The 19,652-nt window shown below is 47.0% G+C and carries 16 protein-coding genes and 1 other annotated feature; of the genes, 8 read left to right on the top strand and 8 right to left on the bottom strand.

The genetic code is table 11. The annotated features are described in order from the left end of the window. Window positions 1-99: 99 nt before the first annotated feature. Window positions 100-906: an NAD kinase gene (locus M662_RS13335; RefSeq protein WP_008635394.1), complete on the top strand. Its 807-nt coding sequence runs from the start codon at window positions 100-102 to the stop codon at window positions 904-906. Window positions 907-969: 63 nt separating this feature from the next. Here the strand turns inward: M662_RS13335 and M662_RS13340 are convergent, their stop codons facing one another. The 5 genes from M662_RS13340 to ezrA form a co-directional block, all read right to left on the bottom strand. Then, window positions 970-2,556: an amidohydrolase gene (locus M662_RS13340; protein WP_026577096.1), complete on the bottom strand. Its 1,587-nt coding sequence runs from the start codon at window positions 2,554-2,556 to the stop codon at window positions 970-972. A 107-nt stretch (window positions 2,557-2,663) separates the two neighbouring features. Beyond that, window positions 2,664-3,869, bottom strand: coding sequence for a tRNA uracil 4-sulfurtransferase ThiI (gene thiI / locus M662_RS13345; RefSeq protein ID WP_008635398.1), 1,206 nt, complete (start codon window positions 3,867-3,869; stop codon window positions 2,664-2,666). A 6-nt stretch (window positions 3,870-3,875) separates the two neighbouring features. Beyond that, complete coding sequence (locus M662_RS13350; protein ID WP_008635399.1) at window positions 3,876-5,015, bottom strand: cysteine desulfurase family protein; 1,140 nt, start codon at window positions 5,013-5,015, stop codon at window positions 3,876-3,878. 126 nt (window positions 5,016-5,141) lie between these two features. Then, window positions 5,142-5,483, bottom strand: coding sequence for a hypothetical protein (locus tag M662_RS13355; RefSeq protein ID WP_008635400.1), 342 nt, complete (start codon window positions 5,481-5,483; stop codon window positions 5,142-5,144). 12 nt (window positions 5,484-5,495) lie between these two features. Continuing rightward, a complete protein-coding gene (ezrA, locus tag M662_RS13360; protein ID WP_008635401.1) occupies window positions 5,496-7,187 on the bottom strand; it encodes a septation ring formation regulator EzrA in 1,692 nt (563 codons plus the stop codon). A gap of 158 nt (window positions 7,188-7,345) precedes the next feature. Here ezrA and hisJ point away from each other — a divergent pair, with 158 nt between their 5' ends. Next, window positions 7,346-8,149, top strand: a complete 804-nt coding sequence (gene hisJ / locus M662_RS13365) for a histidinol-phosphatase HisJ (protein WP_026577095.1) — start codon at window positions 7,346-7,348, stop codon at window positions 8,147-8,149. Here the strand turns inward: hisJ and refZ are convergent. Further along, complete coding sequence (gene refZ / locus M662_RS13370) at window positions 8,139-8,738, bottom strand: forespore capture DNA-binding protein RefZ (protein WP_026577094.1); 600 nt, start codon at window positions 8,736-8,738, stop codon at window positions 8,139-8,141. The genes hisJ and refZ overlap by 11 nt on opposite strands. Before the next feature lie 123 nt (window positions 8,739-8,861). Here refZ and M662_RS13375 point away from each other — a divergent pair, with 123 nt between their 5' ends. Next, window positions 8,862-9,341 (top strand): GAF domain-containing protein, encoded by a 480-nt coding sequence (locus tag M662_RS13375; RefSeq protein ID WP_008635418.1) that lies wholly within the window; start codon window positions 8,862-8,864, stop codon window positions 9,339-9,341. A 44-nt stretch (window positions 9,342-9,385) separates the two neighbouring features. Here M662_RS13375 and M662_RS13380 read toward each other — a convergent pair whose 3' ends face one another. After that, window positions 9,386-11,266: a sensor domain-containing diguanylate cyclase gene (locus M662_RS13380; protein ID WP_026577093.1), complete on the bottom strand. Its 1,881-nt coding sequence runs from the start codon at window positions 11,264-11,266 to the stop codon at window positions 9,386-9,388. A gap of 366 nt (window positions 11,267-11,632) precedes the next feature. Here M662_RS13380 and rpsD point away from each other — a divergent pair, with 366 nt between their 5' ends. Further along, window positions 11,633-12,235 carry a 30S ribosomal protein S4 gene (rpsD, locus tag M662_RS13385; RefSeq protein WP_008635420.1) on the top strand — a complete coding sequence of 201 codons (603 nt, stop codon included), beginning with the start codon at window positions 11,633-11,635 and terminating at the stop codon, window positions 12,233-12,235. A 119-nt stretch (window positions 12,236-12,354) separates the two neighbouring features. On the opposite strand, the gene tyrS is transcribed toward rpsD, so the two are convergent. After that, window positions 12,355-13,626, bottom strand: a complete 1,272-nt coding sequence (gene tyrS, locus M662_RS13390; protein WP_008635421.1) for a tyrosine--tRNA ligase — start codon at window positions 13,624-13,626, stop codon at window positions 12,355-12,357. Window positions 13,627-13,701: 75 nt separating this feature from the next. After that, window positions 13,702-13,911: a binding site (T-box leader), on the bottom strand. Between the two features lie 124 nt (window positions 13,912-14,035). Here tyrS and M662_RS13395 point away from each other — a divergent pair. The 4 genes from M662_RS13395 to M662_RS13410 all read left to right on the top strand — a co-directional run bounded on the left by M662_RS13395 (window position 14,036) and on the right by M662_RS13410 (window position 19,627). Continuing rightward, entirely contained in the window at window positions 14,036-17,029 is a 2,994-nt protein-coding gene (locus M662_RS13395) for a transglycosylase domain-containing protein (protein ID WP_026577092.1), read from the top strand. Window positions 17,030-17,158: 129 nt separating this feature from the next. Further along, window positions 17,159-17,806, top strand: coding sequence for a GNAT family N-acetyltransferase (locus tag M662_RS13400; protein WP_008635429.1), 648 nt, complete (start codon window positions 17,159-17,161; stop codon window positions 17,804-17,806). 4 nt (window positions 17,807-17,810) lie between these two features. After that, window positions 17,811-18,458 (top strand): acetoin utilization AcuB family protein, encoded by a 648-nt coding sequence (locus M662_RS13405; RefSeq protein WP_026577091.1) that lies wholly within the window; start codon window positions 17,811-17,813, stop codon window positions 18,456-18,458. Beyond that, complete coding sequence (locus M662_RS13410) at window positions 18,455-19,627, top strand: acetoin utilization protein AcuC (RefSeq protein WP_026577090.1); 1,173 nt, start codon at window positions 18,455-18,457, stop codon at window positions 19,625-19,627. The genes M662_RS13405 and M662_RS13410 overlap by 4 nt, the downstream gene beginning before the upstream one ends. Window positions 19,628-19,652: the final 25 nt, after the last annotated feature.

Consider the following 19,652-nt stretch of genomic DNA (forward strand, 5'->3'; position numbering starts at 1 on the left):
CAACGAGAAACTTTACGGATTTGCGCGAAAATTGTGTACGTTTTCAAGAATGAAATGATAAAATATAGGCAAGGTTACTACATAGAAGGAGGAAGTTCCATGACTGATCAAAGAAGAAATCTCTATTTTTATTATCATAAAAAGGAAGAATTAACAGATAAACTGGAGAAACTGTTCCAGTTGGCGAGAGACAACGCCTTTCATATCGTGGAAGATTCCAAAGACGCCAACATCATCATTTCTGTCGGGGGAGACGGCAATTTCCTTCAGGCGGTCAGGAAAACAGGCTTCCGTCAGGATTGTCTTTATGTAGGGATTCGTACGAAGAGCGAAGCTGGTTTGTACTGTGACTTTCACATCGACGATCACGACGAAATGATTGCTTCTATGAAGAACTCGGAAGTGGAAGTAAGAAGGTTTCCTCTCATTGAAACGACCGTCAATGATGAATCGACGTTCCTTTGCCTCAATGAGTGCAGCGTACGTTCCACACTTATTAAATCGATTGTTATTGATGTTCACATCGACGATCTACACTTTGAAACATTTCGAGGAGACGGGCTGATCATCGCTACTCCTACCGGCAGTACAGGATACAATAAATCGACAAAAGGAGCGGTCGTCGATCCGAAACTTCCCTGTTTCCAAATCAGCGAGCTTGCTTCTTTAAACAACAACCGCTACCGCACCTTAGGCTCCTCATTTATCCTCAGCGGGGAAAGAACCTTGCGGCTGGATGTACGCCAGGACGGGAACGATTTTCCGATTATCGGCATGGACAACGAAGCATTCTCGATTCGCAACATCCAAGACATTACCGTAAGTTTAAGCGATAAAGTTGTTAAAACAGTGAAACTGAAAAATAATACCTATTGGGACCGCGTCAAACGCACGTTCCTAGATTGACCACAGAAAAAAGAACGATCAGAAATCCCTGATCGTTCTTTTCTTATCTGTCGATTTTTTTCGTCACCTTTGATACATGATCTCCCCGTCAACGACCGTCATCATTACGTTCGCGTCCGCCAACTCATGTGGTTTCAATGCGAACAGGTCTCTATCAAGAATGGTGAAATCCGCTACAAAACCCTTCGCAATCATTCCCTGACTATTTTCTTTATGAATGGCCTGGGCACTGCCCTTCGTATATAAAGAGACCGCTTCATATACAGATAGCCTTTCTTCGGTTTGATAAACCTCGTGATCATAAGTCGCGCGGCGATCCACTGCTGCTCGAATCCCAAGCAAGGGGTTGATCTCTTCAATCGGTGCATCCGAGCCGCCGGCACATTTGATTCCTGCATCAATCAAGGTCTTCCAAGCATACGAAGTCTTCATACGCAGGTTTCCAAGACGATCGATCACCCACGGAAAATCCGAGGAAACGAAAGTCGGTTGTAAATCAAGGACGACATTCAATGACTTCATCTTCTCAATGATTGCAGCATCTAAAATTTGAGCATGGATAATCCGATCTCTTTCTCCTGTCTTCAGCGGGTTACGCGCAATAGCGTCGACTACAGCTTCCACAGCTCCGTCCCCGATAGCGTGAACGGCAACAGGCATGGACCGCTTTCTTGCTTCTGCCACCAATCCATCCAACTCTTGTTCCGAATGGATGGCTACTCCGTAATTTCCGGGATCATCTGCGTACTCTTCCTTGAGCCATGCCGTTCTGCCACCGAGAGCACCGTCTGAAAAGATCTTCAACGCACCGAGCTCCACGAAGTCTGTCCCTTTTTTAAAGCCGAGATTCTCTTCATCCACCTGTTCAATGACGCCGTGATGAATAAGCAGGTGAGCGCGGAATTTTGTTTCCTCCCCATCGATAACGTGAAGGAAAGCATCGAACGTTTTACGGAAGCCTCCGTAATAGTTCAAATCTTCACTGTGACCACCAACCAGACCATTCGCATGCATATCACTTACAGCAAGCTGTGTTGCCTTCTTTAAATATTCAGGGCTGACTGCAGGCATAGCTCCTTTAATCAGCTCCTGCGCTTGATCGTGAAAATACCCGGTCGCCTTTCCGTCCTCATCCCGGACGATGACACCCCCCTGAGGATCAGGAGTCTTGTCATCGACGCCGGCCGTATCCATGGCATACGAATTAGCAAGTAACGCATGCCTGCAAACACGCGTTAACATGATCGGGTGATCCGAAGAAACCTCATCCAGCTCGTCTCTATGTATAATTCGTTTGTCTTCCCACTGGTTTTCGTTCCAACCATCACCGATGATCCATTCTCCTGCCGGTACCTGCTCCGAGTGAAGCTTCAACGCTTGCTTCACTTCTTCCGCCGACTTCATAAATGAAAGATCAAGCCGCATTAATCTTTCCCCGTGACCGATAATATGAAGGTGGCTGTCCGTGAATCCAGGATACATAACCGCACCTTTCAAATCGTGCTCTGTCTCAATCTTGTCTTGATACGATCCATAAAGATCCTGCGTATCGCCAGCTGCAACGATAACGCCATTATGACTAATAACGGCTTCCACCCATTCGCCTTCTTGTTCCATCGTATAGATTTTCCCACCATACCAAAGTTCCATCAGATCACTCCTCCTGTTCTATTACTATCTATATCGTCCCGGAAGAAAACGAGAACTCCCCCCTTATAATAACCCCCGCTTTACAGAAGCGGGGGAAGGTGCAGAGGTCAAAATAGTTCATCGAATTCTTCCAATTCCTCATGCTTATATTGAGCTGTATCTATGACATAAGACTCGGTGAGAGCTTTCTCAATATCTTCTGTGAAGTCGACATTCGATTCATAATAATTCGCCTTCTGGCGATTCGGTTTCGTCTTTGGTGCTTTCGGTACAAAGACGGTACAACAATCTTCAAATGGACGGATGGAGATATCATACGTGCCTATTTTTCGTGCAATGTCTATGATTTCGAGTTTGTCCATCGCTACGAGCGGACGAATAACAGGATAATTCGTCACCTCATTAATAGCACTCATGCTCTCCATCGTCTGACTCGCGACCTGACCAAGACTCTCTCCTGTCGTGATAGAAAGAATATTATTCTGCTCGGCCACCCTCTCACTGATCCGCATCATCATTCTACGCATGATTGTCATACTGTATCCTTGTGGCATCTCGCGTTGAATTTTCTGTTGGATAGCAGTGAAAGGAATCACATGTATCTTGATGTTTGTCCCGAATTTGGATAGTTCCTGTGCAAGTTCAATCACCTTTTGTTTAGCTCGATCACTGGTATATGGAGGGGAGTGGAAATGAATCGCGTCGATAGCTACTCCACGCTTCATCGTCAGGTACCCGGAAACCGGGCTGTCAATTCCTCCAGACAGCATCAACAAACTTTTCCCTGTCGTTCCTACAGGCAAACCTCCAGCCCCAGGATACACCTGGGCTGTAATATACGCTCCTTCATGGCGGACTTCTACTTTAATATCCACATCCGGGTCTCGCACATCCACGGTGACACCTTCTGTATTTCTTAGAATATGACCACCCAGGAGCGGATTAAGCTCCTGAGAGGGAATCGGAAAGGTCTTATCCGTCCTTTTGGATGAGATCTTGAATGTACTCGCATTTTCTGCATCTTGGAAAGCAAGGAGGACAGCTTCTTTTAACTGTTCTTCATCCTTCTCGACTTTCACGGCGAAACTTAAGCTGTGGATGCCGAAGACCTGTTGACAGGCCTGCATCACTTCCTGGGGGTCAGCACCGTTCAATAGAACATACATACGCCCCTGCGTCTTCTCTATTCTAGTCACACGAAAATCTTTCAACTTGCTGATTAAATTCCTTTGGAGCTTCTGTTCAAATGCCCGCTTGTTCTTTCCTTTTAACGCCATCTCTCCGTACCGAATCATAATCCGATCAAAGTTCATGGATGCTCACCTCATCGTTGCTTTTAATTTATCTATCGTAGTAAATAATGCTGTCAAAAACGTTTCCACTTCCTGCAATGTATTCAAATAACTTAAACTTACCCGTAAAGCCGATGTCGTCCGTTCATAATCCATGTTGCACGCTTTTAACACCGCACTAACGTCCGGCTGCTTGGAAGAACAGGCTGACTTAGTGGATATAAATATATCCTGTTCGCCGAGAGCATGGATCACTACTTCCGGCTTGAATCCCGGGATGGAAAAATTAATAATGTGTGGAGCACCATCCTCCGGGGAATTCACCTTGCAGTCATCCCTTTTGGAGAGCTCATTAACGATCTTCGTTCTCAACAAGGAAAGCCGTTCCGATTTACTGTCCCGGTCTTCCATCAACAATCTTAATGCCTTTACAAAGGATACGATTCCTGGAAGGTTCTCGGTTCCAGCCCGGAATTCCACCTCCTGACTCCCACCATGGAGGAGTGGAAAGAGAGTGACATGACTCCTCACCACAAGGGCACCGGTCCCTTTCAAACCATGGATCTTATGTCCGGAAACCGTACAAAGGTCAATCCCCCATTGCTGTATAGGCATATCTACCTTGCCCAGCCCCTGAACATGATCGACGTGGAAGAACGTTTTCGGACGATCCTTAAGCAAGGCTCCTATTTCTTTTATCGGCTGCACTGTTCCAAGCTCATTGTTCACAGACATAATACTGACTAGAATTGTATCGGACCGCAGGCTCTCTTTCAGTTCCTGCACGTTAACCTTCCCGTCCCGCCCTACATTTATATAAGTAACGTCAAAACCCAAAGATTCCAAGGAACGGAATGCTTCCAATACAGAAGGGTGTTCAACCTTCGAAGTGACCAGGTGTCTTCCACGAGCCTGGTGTTGAAGCGCTATACCTTTGACCGCCATATTGTTGCCTTCCGTGCCGCCTGAAGTGAAAACAACTTCGTTCTCCCCTATTCCCAGGAGAGAAGCGGCCTGCTTCCTGGAATGATGGAGCAGACGTTCGGTTTCACTACCAAAACGGTGGACAGAGGACGGATTAGCGTAGTATTGATCTGCTACTTTCCGATAACTATCCAATACATCCGGCAGTGGATGAGTAGTCGCGCTATTGTCTAAATAAATCATGGGAATTGACTCCTTTTTATCAAATTGCAGTCCATAATTGTACCATAATCTCAGGGTAATGAAAACCGCTGCACCGTATCATCCCATCACCACAAAATAAAAGCACCCGCTTCAGCAGGTGCTTCGTCAACTGTTATCTGCAACAGAAACTTGCAGTTCCAATGAGTTCAATACTGTATCGATACTGACCTTACCGTCTTTCTGCATATCTTCTGTCCACTCTTTCGTGAGCATCTGTTTTCCGAGAACGGTGTTGTGCTCGACCGCCTCCTCGCCGGAACTTACATACCGCCGGGCAAGCTCTTGAGAGCTGACCGCTTTATCCTTCATTTGCGGTGCATGCATGCTGTGATTGCTCGCTGTCCTATCATCTGCGCTTTCAGGCATCCAAAGATAAACAGCCAGAACACCGAACCAAACGAGGCACATTCCGGCGCCCAGTCCGGCAGCCAACCACTTCTCTTTCATAGGCTCCACATCCTAAACCATCACTTCTTCTTCCGCGTCGATTTTAGCCATTGCCTGAGGATCGACCTCTTTCACTGCTCTCGCAGCCTCGTTCAAAGCTTCTTCGTAATGATACGTTCGGAACTTCTCCTCCGCTTCCAGCAGCTTGGCAGCGAGGAGCGGGTATTTGCTTCTGTAGCGGTTGCCGTATTGAATCACACGTTCAGCCAATGCAGCTTTCTCCATCACCGACTCGGCATCTTCATTTAATCGTTCTGTCATCTGGACTGCCTCCTCCAGCTTCTCAAGAACGAGCGGCATATCCAACGGCTGTTGTTCAAGATTCAGAAAGACCTCATCGATCTTCTCACTTGCAGCCTTCATATCTGCATAAATAGACGTCGGTATTCCAGGTATATTGCTCCGCTTCAAGCGTCGATGTGTCTCCAGGAGCAGATCTTCCATCCTGCCGAGTTTCTGCTTCGCCTCACGTTCATCTTTACGAAGCGTTTGGACCCGTTCATCAAAGGATTCATGCTGCTCTTTCAACTCCTTCAACTGCTCCTGAACCTGCTTCAACTCATCACGAAGTTCAACGAAAGCTGTTTCCCCGTCATCCCTCTTATAATCAATGCTCATCATCTTCTTAGCAAGCTGACTAAAAGCATGCTTCAGCCCGCGATATGTTTCCGTATCTCCATCTTCCAGCTGGTAAGTTGTCTGCATCTCATCCAGCTCACTTTCGGTGGAAACGATGACTCGTTCGAGGTCTTCCAGCTGATTTTTAAGGGGAAGGAACTGCTTCTCTACATGATGATGTGCTACCGCTTCACTTTCCAAAAGCTGATACATCTCTTGAATTCTTGATTCTATCTCTACAACCGTTTCTTCTACACCTGACTGGTCTGCTTGCTCCATTTTCACTAACTTGTCCGCGAGAAGGCTCTCATAGTCGTGGACTTCCGGGAGAAAATCGAAATGTTCAATTCGATATCCATCGGCTTTCATATCTTCCATTCCACTCTTCAATTCTTTCAACTGCCCCGGAAGTTCCGTCTTTACCTTCTTAAAACGATCCGGGAAGGATTCAACATCTTCCTGAAGTGCGGAAATCTCTTCACGCGCACTTTGCACGAGAGCGTTTGCCTCCAAATAATTCCCTTGTTCCGTTAAACGCTCGAACTCAGCTAATTTTTCTTTAAGAGCATCGACACGCTCTTCAAAGATCCGTACAGCCTTTCCGTACTGGTGCCTGTTTTGAATCAGGATTTTCGTCAGCTCTTTTAATTCCGGTTCAATCGCTTCAATCTCCTGCCTGCTCTGTTTCTCTGAGTCAAGGAGATTTTCCAGTTCCTGCAGCATACCGTCGATATCTTCCTCGACAGAGATCAGCTTCCTCTCCGTCTGCTGAATGGTCGTTTTCACTTTTCTATACCGATAGCGGTCAGCAGCTTCCTCGGCATCAAAAAGGTCTTCTTCCAAGCTTGGCAGTTCTACGGTGAGGATCCGATCCCAGCGCTCGCGCCACGCTTCGAACTTCTCCTGCGTTTCACCGGAGAGGTTCAAGTTCTTAACCTTGGACAACTCTTCGCTCACTCGACGGTTCATGATTTCCATCTTCCAACTCTCCAGGCGATCTACTTCATCATAGACTCTTTTCCGCCAGATCATCCCTATGATGAAAAATGCCACTAGTAGTAATATAGCCCCTATGACGAACTTCATAAATAGCCTCCTTACCCTGACTGTACAACGGATTAATTACGTTCCGATATATGTTTTTATTGTTTATAATGATACCATGTAAATCAACTTTTTGGCTAAATTATTTCAAAAATATCTACTTATTGACAAAAAATTCTATCACAAAGGAGAAACCACTTATGAAAGATGGACATATTCACTCCCCTTACTGCCCTCACGGTACATCTGACAGCTTAAAAATGTACGTGGAGCAGGCAATCGAACTAGGCTATCAATCCATGACATTCACGGAACACGCCCCTCTCCCCGCTACCTTCCAGGATCCTGTTCCGGAAAAAGACAGCGGTATGAAATTGGAAGATTTAGAGGCCTATTTACATGCGGTTGATGTAGTGAAAAATGAATACAGTGGAGATATACTGGTGCAAAAGGGGCTGGAAATCGATTATATAAAAGGGCATGAGTCAGAAACGACAGCTCTGCTGGATACGTACGGGCCTTCTCTCGATGACAGCATATTATCCGTCCACTTCCTCAAAGGCAGTCAAGGTTGGTACTGTATTGATTACAGTCCGGAAATGTTTCAAGAAGCCGTTAAGGACTTTGGAGATCTCCAACAGCTGTATGCGGCATACAACCAGCGTTTGATTGATTCTGTAAGGGCTGATTTAGGGCCATGGAAGCCCGGACGAATCGGTCATATGACGTTGGTGAAAAAGTTTCAGGAGCTGTATCCCGCCCCTGAAGGATGGGAAACTCTGTCTTCCCACGTTCTACATGCTGTTAAAGATTGCGCCATGACGCTTGACTATAACGGCGCCGGGTTGAAAAAGGCCCATTGCAAAGAGACCTATCCGCCGGTGGAGATCGCAAGAAAGGCCTATGCTATGGGAATACCTCTTATATATGGATCTGACGCACACCAAGCCACTGCTCTCGGCCAGGGACTGTCGGACATTTCAACCCAGCTTCTTACACGTTAGAGATCATCTGGACGGACTTACGTTCTTCCATAAGCTCACTATACACACGGACGAAGTGGTCGATAGAAGCTTCTGTAATGAACGGGTCTTTAAACTCCTGCGGCATCATAAAGGGAGCATTTAATAAACCCTTCCACTGAAGGAGGCAGATTTTTTCCTTAAAAGTGATGTCCATTTGTGAGCTCTTGCTGAATAAAAGCTGGCTGAACAAATGATTTTCCTTCGCAAGATACGTCACAAGCATCTCCCGTGCAAATACAGTATTCAACGATAATTCTCTGTACAGCAAACAAGATAGTTGATAATGGGATTGCTTATAATGTAGAATTTTTTTCACTAATTCATTCATGTTATTCTCAGCAGCAGAGGGCTGCTCGCTTTCCAGCATTTCCAAGTAAGGTTCGAAATAACTGACGGCGAGAGATTCAAAGAGACCTTGTTTACTTTTGAAGTAATAATGGATTAACGAGACATTGACATCGGCCGCCTTGGCTATATCGCGTACAGAGGTGCCATGGAAACCGTTGCTGTAGAAAAGACGGCAAGCGACATCTAAGACTTTGTCACGAGTTACATTCTGTCGGTTCATTGCTTTTCCCCCTCTGGGAATAAATTCTCCACCTTTGTGGTTATTCCTGCCGGTAATCGTGCACCAAATCCCGACAGATCGCTCCTTGATTTTGTCGAATCTATTGAATATGGAGGTAATATTGTGTTTCAAACATCTATGTACACTGGAACGAAGCAGGAAAATTATGATCTATTAAACAAACAATTAAAAGCATTAATTGAGGATGAATCCGACGCAATTGCCAACTTAGCCAATGCTTCTTCTCTTCTCAACCAATTCCTTGAGGATGTGAACTGGGTTGGATTTTACCTGTGGAAAGAGGACCAACTTGTATTAGGGCCGTTCCAAGGCCTTCCTGCCTGTGTCAGAATTCCGGCGGCCAAAGGGGTCTGCGGGACTGCTGTATCCGAAGGCAAAGTGCAGCGAATCGCTGACGTCCATGCTTTCCCTGGTCATATCGCTTGTGATGCCGCCTCCCGTTCTGAGATCGTTGTTCCTATTTACAAAGATGGGGAGGTCTATGGGGTCCTTGATATAGACAGCCCGTCTGAAGACAGATTTGATGAAGTGGACGAAGAGAAGTTAACAAACTTTGTTGAAACACTTCAACAGTTCCTTTAATGAATAAGAAGAAAAGCCGCCGTAACAGGCGGCTTTTCTTTGTATCATGGTTGGATATGCTGATGAATGATCACGTTTTTCCCCATTTCCTTCCCCTTATACAAAGCAGCATCGGCTACTTGGACTAACTGCTTCTGCCCAGGAGCTTGACCGCTTTTCTTCCACGAAGCAATTCCGCACGAAACCGTCACGGATGGACGCGTATGCTCTTCCACTTCCACTCTGATCGTTTCTGCATAATCATAGGCTTCCTGAGCAGTCAAATCCGGAACATACAAAGCCAACTCTTCTCCGCCCCATCTGGCAGCCACACCGACGTCAGCTGTGCAGCGCTTAATGATTCTCGCCACTTGACAGATCACCTCATCCCCGATCTGATGGCCGTAGGTATCGTTAACCGCTTTAAAATCGTCAATGTCAAATAAAAGGAAGTGTCCGCTGTCATCCTTCTCTATATGTGCTGCTACTTTTTGGTCCAAGTGGATTCTTGAACTTAATTTCGTTAAATAATCCGTAACGACCGTCTGCTCCAGTTCTTCCCGAAGAATAGAATTCGCAAAAGCTAGTGTGGAATGATGGACAAGCGATTTCAACAGTTTGAACGACTCGAAAGAAAATATACATGGTTCCCTGTGCATGACGACGGCGAGCCCGCTGATGTGATCATGGTCTGTCATCGGAACAGCCATTACTGATCGGAAATCTGAGGAAATGGGGGTGTTCATCGTTGTTACATCACTGATGAATAAAGGACCACTCTCTTCCACCATGACACGTTCGACTTCCTCAAGGAAATCCTGCGGGTCATTCATGGTAAAATAGCTGGAACTGCCCTCAAGCACCTGATAGCCTCCCCCTTCAAGGAAAGTAGCAAATCCCACTTCATCCGCCTGGAAAGAGGATTCAATTTCTTCTGATATATAAGAGATTTTCTCATTCAATCGGATATTGGAATTCAATTTTTTGGAGGTGGCGTTGATTAATTTCAAGTCATTATTCAGCTTACGTGACTGTTGATAAAGCTTCGCATTCTCCAGAGCGTTCCCTGCCGTATTTGCAATCAATAAAAAGAATTCAATGTCTTTCTTTGGAAAATACAGATAGTCAGGAGCTGCTACCTGCAGCACTCCATACACCCCCTGCTTGCCCTTCAGGGGAGCATAAAGAAAAGAACGTCCCTCCTGCAGCCGGTCTTCTATTTGAAGTTCGCCAGTCAGATACGCCTGCGTGCTTGCCTCTGAACCGGCTTCCTTATCGTAACGCAGTTCCTGTACGGGAAGGTCGGACTTGGTCGTATAATCCTGGGAAAGCAGCAGGTTATAAGAGAATTCCGGATATACTTTACGCAGGGTAGCGACAATCTCACTGAGAACTCCGTCCGTGTCAATGGAAGAATGAAAATGGGAGGTTACTTTATACAGCAGTTCGTATTTACAACGTTCTTCATAAACCTCATAGTAATCCTCGACCTGCTTCAGGCATTTCAGCACCTCTCCGGACAACCGCTCTTCCCGTTTCCGTTCCGGCATTCCAGCCCCCCGCACTCCGATTACGATAAAACCATGGAGGTGATCTTCTGTTTGCAAAGGAATGATGGAGAAGGAAAACTCCGGTTCGGATACAACCCATTCCGCAAGAAATTCCCTGGATTTCATTTGTCCGTCCTCATCTTCCACCTCTTCCTTGGAAAAATCCGTTCGTATCGCAAGCGGCTCTGCATTCGGTTCTACATGAAGGCGATAACGGCCTTTCCAGTCATCCCAATAATAAATTGCTCCATAATCCGCACGCAAAAATCGTTTCATCTCTCCAGCCATTGCCTGGACAAACCGCTCAAAGGTTTTGGCTTTACCAGCAACGGCCATTTGAAACAACCGGCTCTGCAACGGAATCAATTGATCATCCAACTGTGAATCAATTATCATTTAAGTTCACCTTACTTCCTCCGAATGTATTAGTTATATTTTACCACTACTTTTATCACAATAAATAGTTTGAGTGCGCAAATTTCAAATGTTTCCCTATCCTCGCATAAATCTCTCCTCATACGGTCCGTAATTCAGCGATATCCTCTTGACTTCCTGTCGAAATAAAATTATAATGGTCGTTGTGTAAAATAAATGGCAGCCTATGTGAACCGTCATTGTTATCATTTTGTTCCTCTACTACGAGGTGCATCGCGTAACTCTCTGCTGCTGGGGCGAAGGTGCATGAAAACATAATGAGCAGTGGAACGAGGGACACACTGTTTTTATTTTATGCAAAATAAAATAAAAAAGGAGGAAATTCCTATGGCACGATATACAGGTCCAACCTGGAAAAAATCACGTCGCTATGGCATTTCTTTAAGCGGAACTGGTAAGGAGCTAGAAAAGCGCCCTTACGCTCCTGGACAACACGGTCCAAACCAACGTAGAAAAATATCTGAATACGGTCTTCAACTTCAAGAGAAGCAGAAGCTTCGTTTCATGTACGGCTTGACTGAGCGTCAATTCCGCCGCATGTTCGAAGAGGCTGGTAACATGAAAGGGATCCACGGTGAAAACTTCATGATCCTTCTTGAATCCCGTTTAGATAACCTTGTGTACCGTCTCGGTCTTGCTCGTACACGCAACCAAGCGCGTCAGCTTGTAACTCACGGTCACGTTGTTGTTGATGGTGGTCGCGTTGATATCCCATCTTACCGCGTAGCTCCTGGTCAAGTGATCACACTTCGCGAAAAATCTCAAAAGCTTAACGTTGTCGAAGAGGCTATCGAAGTGAACAACTTCGTACCAGAATATCTTACTTTCGACGCGGACAAGCGTGAAGGAACTTACACTCGCTTCCCTGAGCGTTCTGAGCTTCCTTCTGAAATCAACGAAGCACTTATCGTTGAATTCTACTCCCGTTAATAGATTAACGGATACCAAAAAGAGCAGCACCGGATTTCCGGCGCTGCTCTTTTTTATACCCTAAACTCCCCGCCTTTTAGTGAAAAAACTCCCGACCTGACGGCCGGGAGTTTCATCATTTATCCTTCGAAACGGATTAAGAAATATTTCTTCTTCCCGCGGCGGATAATCGTAAATTTGTCTTCGATACGATCCGCTTCCCCGATCGCATGCTTCAAATCCTGGTTACGCTCTCCATTGATATAAATCGCACCGTTACCGATATCTTCACGTGCCTGACGCTTGGAAGAAGCGATGCCCGCATCCACAAGCAAATCAAGAAGCTGCGGATCTTTAACCTCAGAAGTGTAGGCAGGTACATCCTTGAACCCCTGCTCGATTTCTGTACCAGTCAACGCTTTGATATCTCCGCTGAACAAAGCTTCGGTAATACGCTCCGCCTGCTTCAATGCCTCTTCGTCATGGACGAGCTTCGTCACTTCTTCTGCTAGGCGCCGCTGTGCCGTGCGCTTCTCCGGGTGCTCCTGCACTTCTTTCTCCAGTTCTGCAATTTCATCCATAGACAGGAAAGTGAAAGATTTCAAGAAACGGATTACATCGCGATCATCACTGTTGATCCAGAACTGGTAAAACTCGTAAGGGCTCGTTTTCTTCGGATCCAGCCAAACAGCTCCACCAGCCGTCTTCCCGAACTTCGTCCCGTCCGCCTTTGTCATCAGCGGAATCGTCAATCCGTAAGCTTCTATCTCCTTCTCTCCGGCAGCTGTACGACGGAGCAGTTCCAGTCCTGCAGTAATGTTGCCCCACTGATCGCTGCCTCCGACCTGTAATGTGACATTCTCTTTCTCATGAAGCACTTTAAAGTCAAGAGATTGCAGTATCATGTAGGTGAACTCCGTGAAACTGATGCCGTTTTCGATTCTGGACTCTACGGAATCTTTGGCAAGCATGTAGTTGATTCCGAAATGCTTCCCTGTGTCACGAAGGAAATCAATAATGGAAATTTGAGCAAGCCATTCATGATTGTTGCGAGCAACAGCTGCGTTCTCCCCTTCATCAAAGTTAAGAATCTTCGCAAGCTGATTTTTAATAGATTCGCTGTAACCGAGAACGACTTCCTCACTGTTCAATTGACGCTCTGTCGAACGACCGCTCGGGTCTCCGATCATACCTGTCCCCCCACCGACAAGAGCGATTGGGCGGTGTCCCGCCTGCTGGAATCGCTTCAGCGTCAAGATCGGAAGCAGGTGACCGATATGAAGGGAATCAGCTGTCGGGTCAAACCCGGTGTACAACGTCACCTGTTTCTCTTCCAAATGCTTTTTCAAACCTTCTTCATCCGTAATCTGATTGATCAGTCCACGGTTTTGTAAATCCTGTAACAAATCCATAGTGTCTCCTCCATTCTCCTACTGTGGCTGCGTGGGGCGCTTACGTCGGAAAACACAAAAAAGACCTCTCCCCAAAAAAGGGACGAGGTCTTATCGCGGTACCACCCTTGTTGCACAACAACAGCTGTGCCACTTGTATCCATAACGGCTTTTCACCGTCTCCTGATTCACACCAGGAGATGCTCCGGATCGTAATTCAACAAACAAGTATGCACTGACTTCCACCGACCGTCAGCTCTCTGCAGCAGGGACTTGCTGTTTACTTCAATCGTTCCACGCGCTTCTATTCAACTATGTTCTCTATTTTTATCATATCGTCATGAAAAATGCAACTGCACCTTCGAGCGAATGATGTCCTAAGATGACGGGGTGTGTTATAATATGGGTGGATTTTTTAGGAGGTATTATTATGTCTGATAACCCAAAGAAAGGTCGAAATAGAAAGAGTTTCCGTACCCTGTGGGAAGAAGGAGCCATCCAGAAGAAGACCAGGATCACTTATGATGTCGTTTGGAACGTCATCCTGTTCTTCATCATCATCGGTGTCGTCGGCTTATTCTTCGCAGGAGGCGTCGGTGCCGGCTATTTCGCTTCTCTCGTCAAAGACGAGCCGTTGAGAAGCAAGGCCGACATGACGGATACGATTTATAACTATGCCGAAACCTCGACGATGTTATTTAACGATGAGTCGGAAATCGGTGATGTCAGCTCCGATTTGTATAGAGAAGAAGTCTCCCTCGATCAAGTCAGCGATCATTTGAAGAACGCGATCATTGCAACAGAGGACGAAAACTTCAACCTACATAAAGGAGTTGTCCCAAAATCTGTCATGCGCGCGATCGTCCAGGAAGTGACTAATTCCTCTGTCAAAACCGGTGGAAGTACATTGACCCAGCAGCTTGTGAAAAACCAGATCCTGACGAACGAAGTTTCCTTCGAGCGGAAAGCAAAGGAAATGGTACTCGCTCTGCGCCTGGAGAAATTTATGAATAAGGACGACATCCTGGAGGCCTATCTGAACATTGTCCCGTTCGGAAGAAATGCAAACGGGCAGAACATCGCGGGCATCCAGACAGCTGCTCAAGGTATATTCGGCATTAACGCGGATGAACTGTCGCTCGCCCAGTCCGCTTATATTGCCGGGATGCCGCAATCCCCTTTCGCGTATACACCGTTTTATAATGATGGATCGATTAAAGAAGAAGAGCTGCTTCAACCCGGCATCAACCGGATGCATGAAGTGCTCGAGCGGATGCTTGACGGTGGATATATCACCAAAGAGGAATACGACAAGGCGATGGCTTTCGAAATAAGTGGGGAGACATTGACCGAACCTAAGACAACAGCCAACAGCGCCTATCCTGCCATCAACCAGGAAATTCAGAAGCGGGCAAAAGAGAAAATTAAAGATTATCTGTTGAAACAGAACGGCCATACAGAGAAAGATTTGAAGGAAGACGAAGCACTTGCCCAGGAATATGAAGAGCTTGCGGAACGCGAGCTGAGCTCGGGCGGGTACAAGATTCATACGACGATTGACAAAGAAGTCTATGAATCTATGCAAAAAGTACGGGATGCATACACAAAATCCAATTGGCCTTGGGGAAAAAAGACGGTCTATAACGAAAAAGGAGAGCCGTACAAGATAGACAGCCCTTTACAGCTCGGAAGCATCATCATCGAAAATTCAACCGGGAAGATTTACGGCTTCATCGGCGGCTATGATTTCGATGAGAACCCTTATAATCACGCCACCCAGGCACGGAGATCGAACGGTAGTACGATGAAACCTCTTCTTGTTTATGGTCCAAGTTTCGACACGGGAGCCGCCCAGCCCGGCTCCGTCATTGCCGATGTACCATACACCTATAGAGATCAGCCGGGTAAAGAGGTACGGAACTTCTCCCGTGGGCATAAAGGCTTTGTTTCAGCAAGGTATGCACTTGCCCAGTCTTATAACGTACCAGCTGTCAAGCAATACAACGAAATAAGAAATATAAACCCGGTGAAGAATTACTTAGATAAAATGGGTATGAAAGAGCACTTGGCTGAAGGAGACTACAGCAACGAGTCCATGGCCCTTGGTGGACTTACACATGGCATCACCGTCGAAGACAACGTCAACGCCTATGCCACGTTCGGAAACATGGGTAAATTCGTAGATGCCTATATGATCGAAAAAATAGAGAAAAAAGACGGCGACGTCATTTATCAGCATAAGAAGCAGGAAACCGACGTCTTCAGCCCGCAGGCCGCTTACCTGACGATCGACGTCATGCGCGATGTCCTCGACTACGGTACCGGATCACGCGTCAAAGGATTGATACAGAACCGTGGCGTTGACTGGGCCGGTAAAACGGGTACTTCCCAGGCGACAAAAGACTCGTGGTTTGTCGCGACCAATCCGAACGTAACCGTGGGCATGTGGACAGGATTTGCTGAAGGCAACATGCAGGGGATGAATTACAACCAGCGGACGCAAGGATTATGGGCCGACGTCGTCAACGCCGCTTCGGAAGTCGATCCGGAGCTGATGATTCCGAAAGATAACTTCCAAAGCCCGGGCGGACTTGTAACGAGATCCTATTGCGCAACATCTGGCCTTCTCGCCTCTGATCTTTGTTCTTCCGTCGGACTCGCTGCCTCTGATCTTTATGATGCAGACTACGCACCGACGAAAACAGACGACAGCCTCGTGAGCGGGAATTTCGTCCGCGTGAAAGGCAATTTGGTTCAAGCTGGACCGAATACTCCAAAAGAGTTCATTCTTGACGGCGGCGGAGTCACACTCAGCCCGGAATTTTTGAAGGAGAATGGATACACAAGCCCTGCCGTATTACGGGCATTGATTCCGAATAACGCTAAATGGACCAAAGTCGGGCTTCCGTCTTCCGATGCCATCGGTTCGACGAAATCCTCGATTGATAACGACGGGAAGGCGCCAAGTGCGCCCAGGTCCGTTTCCGTAAGTGGATCAACCCTGAACTGGCAGGCTTCCGGAAGCAGCGATGTCGTGGGGTACCGTGTTTACACCGCTGCCTCCCCCGGCGGATCCTTTTCTCTCATCGGAAGCACAGCTTCCACCTCCTATAAATTTTCCGGAGACGGCGTCTACGCCGTGAAGGCAGTGGATTATTTCGGACAAGAGTCCTCCCTATCTTCTCCGGTAACCGTTGGAAACCCCGGCGCGGAACCAGAGCCGGAGCCGAAGCAGGAAACCGAAGAGAGTGAACCGCAGAACGAAGAACCTGCTGAGCAGGAAGAGAATGATTCATCCGAAGAATCACCGGCTGAAGCAGATTCGGAGAACACGGAAGAAGCTGCTTCGGACGAAGAAACACAAGAAGAAACAGAAGATGCTCCTCCAGAAGAGAATCAGGAGGAAGAGACACCGGAAGAATAAGGATATGGAACGAAAAGGGAGCTCTCTCCATAGGAGGAGAGCTCCCTTTTTGGTTTCCAATTTAAAAGTTATACTTTTCATGTATAATGAAGACAACAAGATTCTATTAATTTTTCAGGTGGTGACGGAATGAACCATGAAAAAACCTATTATCGTGAAACGATCGATACGGAGGAAGGTCCCGTGATCGTGGAAGGCCCCCTTTCTTCTCTGGACTTGTCGTCCTATACCTTCCACGAACAGCTGACCGCTTTCCGCCCCGCTCAGAAGCAGTTTGAAGCAGTCAAAGAAATCGCAGATTTTGACGAAGGCCGAATCATCATTGCCAGACACAACGACATCATCGTCGGGTATGTTACATACCTTCACCCCGATCCTCTGGAACGCTGGTCGGAAGGTGGCATGGAGGACCTGATAGAACTGGGTGCGATCGAAGTCATCCCCTCCTTTCGAGGTTACAGGGTTGGCTCCCGACTGCTTAAAGTTTCCATGATGGACTCGTATATGGAGAACTACATCATCATCAGTACCGAATATTACTGGCACTGGGATTTAAAAGGAACCGGCCTCAATATTTGGGACTACCGAAAAGTGATGGAAAAGATGATGGCCGCAGGAGGTTTGACCCCCGCCCCGACCGACGATCCCGAGATCATTTCCCACCCGGCCAATTGTTTAATGGTAAAGGTAGGAAGGAACGTTCCCGAAGCTTCTATAGAAGCCTTCGATCGTCTCCGTTTCTTAGCAAGACATCAATACCGCCAGATGAGGAGGTAGCTGTATGTTAGTAGAAGAAATTATGAAAAAAGAGGTTATTACGCTCCCCCCTTCCGAAACGATTGAAAAGGCGATGAAACTGCTCCATCAGCATCATATCCGCCATCTTCCAATTGTGGACGAAGAGAATAAGGTGATCGGCATTGTGTCAGATCGCGATGTCCGCGATGCCAGTCCTTCCATTTTCGACGAAGACAGCAATCCCCAGGAATGGAAGAAGCCGATCCATACAATCATGACATCACCGGTAACGACGGTTCACCCCCTTGATTTCGTCGAAGAGACGGCCTCCATCTTTTATGAGCAGGAGATCGCTTGTGTTCCTGTAACGAGAGATGATAAGCTCGTAGGCATTGTCACAGAAAAAGACATGCTGTATACAATGATTCAACTGACCGGTACGAATGTGCAAAGCTCCCAAATAGAGATTAAAGTCATCAACAAGCCTGGGATCCTGCCGCAGGTGATGGCGGTATTCGGAAAGCGAAAAGTGAACATCAGTTCCGTCCTGATTTATCCGTATAAGCCCGACTCTTCTTATAAAGTAGTTGTCGTCCGCATCCAGACGATGAATCCCCTTCCAACCATCGAAGATTTGACGAAAGAAGGCTACGATGTCCTGTGGCCTAAATTACCGGGGATGTCTGTATGAGCTGCCATGCCGGATTTGTGTATTCGGACGATTTCACTACCTACCATTTCCGTGAGGACCATCCCTTCAATCAATTACGGGTGGTTATGACCAAGGATCTGTTGGAGAACATGGATGCATTGAAATCAACGGATATTATCCAACCGCGGATGGCTACAGAAGAAGAGCTGGCGCTCGCGCACAGTAAATCCTATATACAGGCTGTCAAGAAAGCCGGTGAAGGAAGACTCGGAGATGAAGAGGGTTTGGAATACGGCATAGGCACAGAGGACACACCTATTTTCCAGGGAATGCACGACGCCTCCCGCCTGTTGGTTGGAAGTACTTTGTCCGCCATCGACGCTGTTATGGAAGGACGGGTCCAGCACGCTTTGAACCTTGGAGGCGGTCTCCATCACGGCTTTGAGCGGAAAGCTTCCGGCTTTTGCATTTATAATGACGGAGCTGTCGGCATTAAGTACCTGCGTCAAAAATACGATTGCAAAGTGCTGTATGTCGATACCGACGCCCACCACGGAGATGGGGTGCAGTGGGCTTTTTACGACGATCCAAATGTGTGTACGTTCTCGATCCATGAAACGGGGCGGTACCTGTTTCCAGGCACAGGGAATGTGAACGAACGCGGACTGAAGGAAGGATACGGTTACTCCTTTAACCTACCCATCGATGCTTTCACAGAAGACGAATCATTCTTAACTAATTATGAATCCGCTTTCAGAGAAATTGTTGATTACTTCCGACCAGACGTCATTGTTACGCAGAATGGGGCAGACGCCCATTTCCTCGACCCTCTTACGCATTTATGTTCAACGATGAAAACCTATGAAACCATTCCAAAGCTGGCCCATGAGCTCGCACATGAATTTTGCGACGGGAAGTGGATTGCCCTTGGCGGAGGAGGCTACGATATTTGGCGTGTTGTTCCACGAGCATGGTCCCAGTTATGGCGGATCATGCAGGAGGGACAGCCCTTTCACGGGGACATCCCGGAAGCGTGGGTCACCCAATGGCAGAAGAAAGCTCCCGTTTCCCTGCCTTACACTTGGCACGATCCTGACGGCGGATACAAGCCGATTCCGCGCAAACAGGAAATCACCGAAAAAAATGCCAAGCTGCTTGACAAAATGTTACAGCTCATTCATAACCAGAAAAAATACAATCCATCCTAGAAGGAACAAGAAAGGCCCCTAATTA

Source organism: Bacillus sp. SB49 (assembly GCF_000469135.2).
Classification (GTDB): domain Bacteria; phylum Bacillota; class Bacilli; order Bacillales; family Halobacillaceae; genus Halobacillus.